Origin of the sequence: Cryobacterium sp. 10I1 (assembly GCF_035019805.1) — a bacterium.
Lineage (GTDB): Bacteria > Actinomycetota > Actinomycetes > Actinomycetales > Microbacteriaceae > Cryobacterium > Cryobacterium glucosi.
In genome coordinates, this window is sequence record NZ_JASJVF010000268.1 from 1 (window position 1) to 4,140 (window position 4,140).

General features: G+C 70.0%; 3 protein-coding genes. 1 reads left to right on the forward strand and 2 read right to left on the reverse strand.

Annotation, left to right across the window (positions count from 1 at the left end):
- Together QN345_RS16185 and QN345_RS16190 are read right to left on the reverse strand one after the other, a co-directional pair.
- The coding region (locus QN345_RS16185) for a serine hydrolase (RefSeq protein WP_323508872.1) at window positions 1-703 on the reverse strand (703 nt) is incomplete at its 3' end.
- A 185-nt stretch (window positions 704-888) separates the two neighbouring features.
- Complete coding sequence (locus QN345_RS16190) at window positions 889-2,853, reverse strand: M13 family metallopeptidase (protein WP_134449216.1); 1,965 nt, start codon at window positions 2,851-2,853, stop codon at window positions 889-891.
- An 80-nt stretch (window positions 2,854-2,933) separates the two neighbouring features.
- Here QN345_RS16190 and QN345_RS16195 point away from each other — a divergent pair, with 80 nt between their 5' ends.
- Window positions 2,934-4,064: an MATE family efflux transporter gene (locus tag QN345_RS16195; protein ID WP_323508873.1), complete on the forward strand. Its 1,131-nt coding sequence runs from the start codon at window positions 2,934-2,936 to the stop codon at window positions 4,062-4,064.
- Window positions 4,065-4,140: the final 76 nt, after the last annotated feature.

The window sequence follows — 4,140 nt, forward strand, 5'->3', positions numbered from 1 at the left end:
GCTGAAGAACAAGATCCCCAACGAAGGCCTCTCGATGGCCGTCGCGGTGCAGAAGATGGTGAACGCCCGGGTCGCCGCCGCGGTGCGCGAAGGGATCGAGCCCGAAGGCGCTCGCGACGAGGGAGAGGTCTGCGCCGAGGGACAGCCAGCCGATCACGCGTTCGCTCGTCGCGGCATCCACGACCTCCCCGCGGGCGAGGGACGTGAAGAGTCCCGTGAGTTCCTGGGCGCTGCCGACGGAGAGCTGGGGTGCGTGATCGGGGCCGCGTTCGTCGCGGACGAGGTCGAGCAGAGCGGTGTGGGAGATGCCGAGCTGTTCGGTGCGCGCCTGGACGGCCGCGAGGCCGACCGCGCGCAGCAGCACGTTCGCTGCGAGGTTGTCGCCGAGACCCCCGACCAGGGCCGCGAGGTCAGCGACGGGAAGCGACGGGGCCTGCAGGTGCTGCCAGACGCCTGACCCTCCGACGGAGTCCGCCGGGGTGCGGTCGAGGATGGTGAGGGCGCCGAATTCGGCGTTCGGGAGCCGGGCGGCGACCTCGATGAGGAGGAGGACGGTTCCGATCCCCGCTGTCGGCATCACGACGTGGTCGTCAACGGAGAAGAGGACCTTGCCGGTCGCGAGGTCGGTGGCGCGGGCCGAGACCTGCACGCCGTCGACGGCGAGGGTGCCGAGGGCCTGGAACCCGCGGCCGAAGTTCGCCATCGACTCCGAAACGCCGTGCCGTGCCCTGCTCGGGGCACCGCGACGCGACCGTCGCTCCGATTCCCGCGCTGGCGTGGACACTTTTTCGGGTCCCTCCGTGTTCCGGCTCCGATTTCCGGCTCCGTGTTCCCCTCAGCACCATAGCCCAGACACCCGACATACGCCGGGGCCGGACGCCGGCGGGGCTACCAGATGGTGACGCGTTTGTCCGGGTCGAGCCAGAGTTCGTCGCCTGCCGCGACGCCGAAGGCCGCGTAGAACTCGTCGATGTTCCGCACGATCTGGTTGCAGCGGAACTCATTCGGCGAGTGCGGGTCGATCGAGATCAGGCGGATGGCCTCCTCGTCGCGCATCTTCAGCTGCCAGGCCTGGGCCCAGGACAGGAAGAAGCGCTGGGCGCCGGTGAGACCGTCGATCACGGGCGGCTCTGCGCCGTCGAGCGAGATCAGGTAGGCCTTCCAGGCGATCGAGAGGCCGCCGAGGTCGCCGATGTTCTCGCCGATCGTGAGCGCGCCGTTCACGTGATGCTCGGGGATCTGCTTCGGCGCCAGGGCGTTGAACTGCTCGATGAGCGAGCCCGTGCGCTCTTCGAAGGCCGCACGGTCGTCAGCGGTCCACCAGTCGGTCAGGAGCCCGTCGCCGTCGTACTTCGAACCCTGGTCGTCGAAGCCGTGCCCGATTTCGTGCCCGATGACGGCACCGATGGCGCCGTAATTCGCCGCGGCATCCCGCTCGTCTGAGAAGAACGGGAACTGCAGGATGGCCGCGGGGAAGACGATCTCGTTGAAGCCGGGGTTGTAATAGGCGTTGATTGTCTGCGGGGTCATGAACCACTCGTCGCGGTCGAGGGGCTTGCCGATCTTGCCCAGTTCGCGCTGGAACTCGAACTCGTTCGCGGCACGCACGTTCTTGATCAGGTCGCCCGCCTCCATCCACAGGGTCGAGTAGTCGCGCCATTTGTCGGGGTAGCCGATCTTGGGCGTGAACTTCTCGAGCTTGTCCTGGGCACGCGCCCGCGTCTCCGGGGTCATCCAGTCGAGCTCGGCGACGCTCTGGCGGTATGCCTCGACGAGGTGGCCGACGAGCACGTCCATGCTCGCCTTCGCGCTCGGCTTGAAGTGCCGTTCGACGTAGATCCGGCCGACGGCCTCGCCGAGGGATCCCTCGACGAGGGAGACGCCGCGCTTCCAGCGGTCCCGCAGCTGAGGTGTCCCGGTGAGGGTGCGGCCATAGAAGTCGAAGCTCGCCTCGACGAAGTCGTCGGAGAGGTACGAGGCGCTCGAGCGGATGATCTGCCAGCGCAGCCAGTCCTTCCATCCGACGATCCCGTCCTCGGTCAGCATCTCGGCCAGGCCGGTCACGAAGCTCGGCTGGCGGACGACGATCTCCTCGAGGGCTCCCGCCGGGGCATCGAGGCCCGCGAGCCAGAGGTGCAGGTCCGCTCCGGCGGCGAGGGCCGTGACCTGGCCCCAGGTCTTGAGGTTGTAGGTCTTCTCGCTGTCGCGGGAGCGCACGTTGTCCCAGTGGTGCCCGGCGAGTTCGGTTTCGAGGTCGAAGACGCGCTGCGCCCTGGCAGCGGCGTCGTCGACGCCGGCGAGGCCGAACATCCGCTCGAGGAAGGAGCGGTACGCCTCGCGGACGGCCGCGAACTTCTCCTCGCGATAGTAGGACTCGTCCGGCAGGCCGAGCCCGCCCTGCTCCAGGAAGACGAGGTAGCGCTCCGGGTTGCCCGGGTCATTGTCGACATAGAGCTGGAAAGCGCCTGCGACGCCGGCGCGCTCGAGGCGGCCGAGGGTGCCGAGCAGGGAGGCGACGGAGTCGATCCGGTCGACGGTCGCGAGGTCGGCCGCGAGCGGCGTTGCGCCGAGCGCATTCACCCGCGCCTCGTCCATGAAACTCGAGTAGAGGTCGCCGAACTTGCGGGCTTCTGTTCCGGGTTCAGCGGTCTGCGCCTCGAGGATGATCTCGCGCACGGCCTTCTCTGACTCCTCGGCGAGGAGGTAGAACGATCCCCAGCGGGCCTTGTCCGCCGGAATCTCGGTGCGGTCGATCCATTTCCCGTTCACGTGGCGGAAGAGATCGTCCTGTGGGCGGATGCCCGGGTCGAGTTCGTCGCGGTCGATTCCGGATGCGGTCCCCAGCTCAGTCATGCGTCCATGCTATTCGCTGTGCCCGGGAATTCGAGCCGGGGTGCGACGCCGGGCGAGGCCGGACGGCGCCGGACCGTGCGGTGTCGGCGAGCGACGCTAGAGTCGGGAGCATCGCCATCTTCCGCCAGCGGCCCATCGACCGTGAGATCCTGCGCCTCGCCCTCCCTGCGTTCGGCGCCCTCGTCGCCGAGCCCTTGTTCCTGCTCGCCGACTCGGCGATGGTCGGGCATCTCGGCGCGGTCGACCTGGCCGGACTCGGCCTCGCGAGCGCGGTGTTGCAGACCATCGTCGGGCTGATGGTGTTCCTCGCGTACAGCACGACCCCTGCCGTCGCCCGCTGGCTCGGCGCGGCGCTGAGCCCGCAGCTCGTGGGAGCGTTCGGCGCGGAGCCTGCCGTGGCCGCGGCATCCGCCCGGTACCTCACCGTGTCGATGCTGGGACTTCCGGCGATGCTGCTCGTGTTCGCGGCGACAGGACTCCTCCGCGGACTGCAGGACACCCGCACGCCGCTCTGGGTGGCGGGGCTCGGCTTCACGGCCAACATCGTGCTCAACCTGTGGTTCATCTATGGTCTCGGGCTCGGCCTGGTCGGCTCGGCGCTCGGCACGGTCGTCGCGCAGTGGGCGATGGTCGCGGTGTATCTCGTCGTGGTCGTTCGGCACGCCCGGCGTGAGGGTGCCCGGCTGCGGCCGCACCGCGGCGGGATGCTGCGGGGGGCGTCGAGCGGCGGCTGGCTGTTCCTGCGCACGGTGAGCCTGCGTGCGGCGATGCTGCTCGCGGTTTTCGTCGCCACGAGCCTCGGCTCGCCCCAGCTCGCGGCGTTCCAGATCGCGATGACCCTGTTCGCGGCGATGGCGTTCGCCCTCGACGCGCTCGCGATCGCCGCCCAGGCCCTCGTCGGGCGCGGCCTCGGGGCCGGCGATCTCCCCGGGGTGCGCGCGGTGCTGCGGCGCTGCCTCGAGTGGGGTGTGCTCGGGGGTGCCGCCATCGGCGCCCTCCTCGTCGTGACGAGCCCCCTGCTCGGCGGGCTGTTCACGACGGCGGAAGAGGTGAGCGCGCTCCTCCCCCTGACACTCGTGGTCCTCGGCCTGTCCGGCCCACTCTGCGGCCTCGTCTTCGTACTCGACGGCGTGCTGATCGGCGCCGAGTTCGGACGCGAGGGCCTGCACGCCTACCTGCGCCCGCAGTCCGTGCACCGCCGCATCCGCTAGCCGGGACTCTCCGGCACCGCCTGGCGCGCCACGTGCGCCGGTGCGCGCCCGGTGTGCCTGGCGCGCGGGGGCGCAC

Bases quoted from the DNA above. Each gene is read 5' to 3' on its own strand.
- QN345_RS16190 (WP_134449216.1), bottom strand. From the start codon at position 2,853: ATGACTGAGCTGGGGACCGCATCCGGAATCGACCGCGACGAACTCGAC.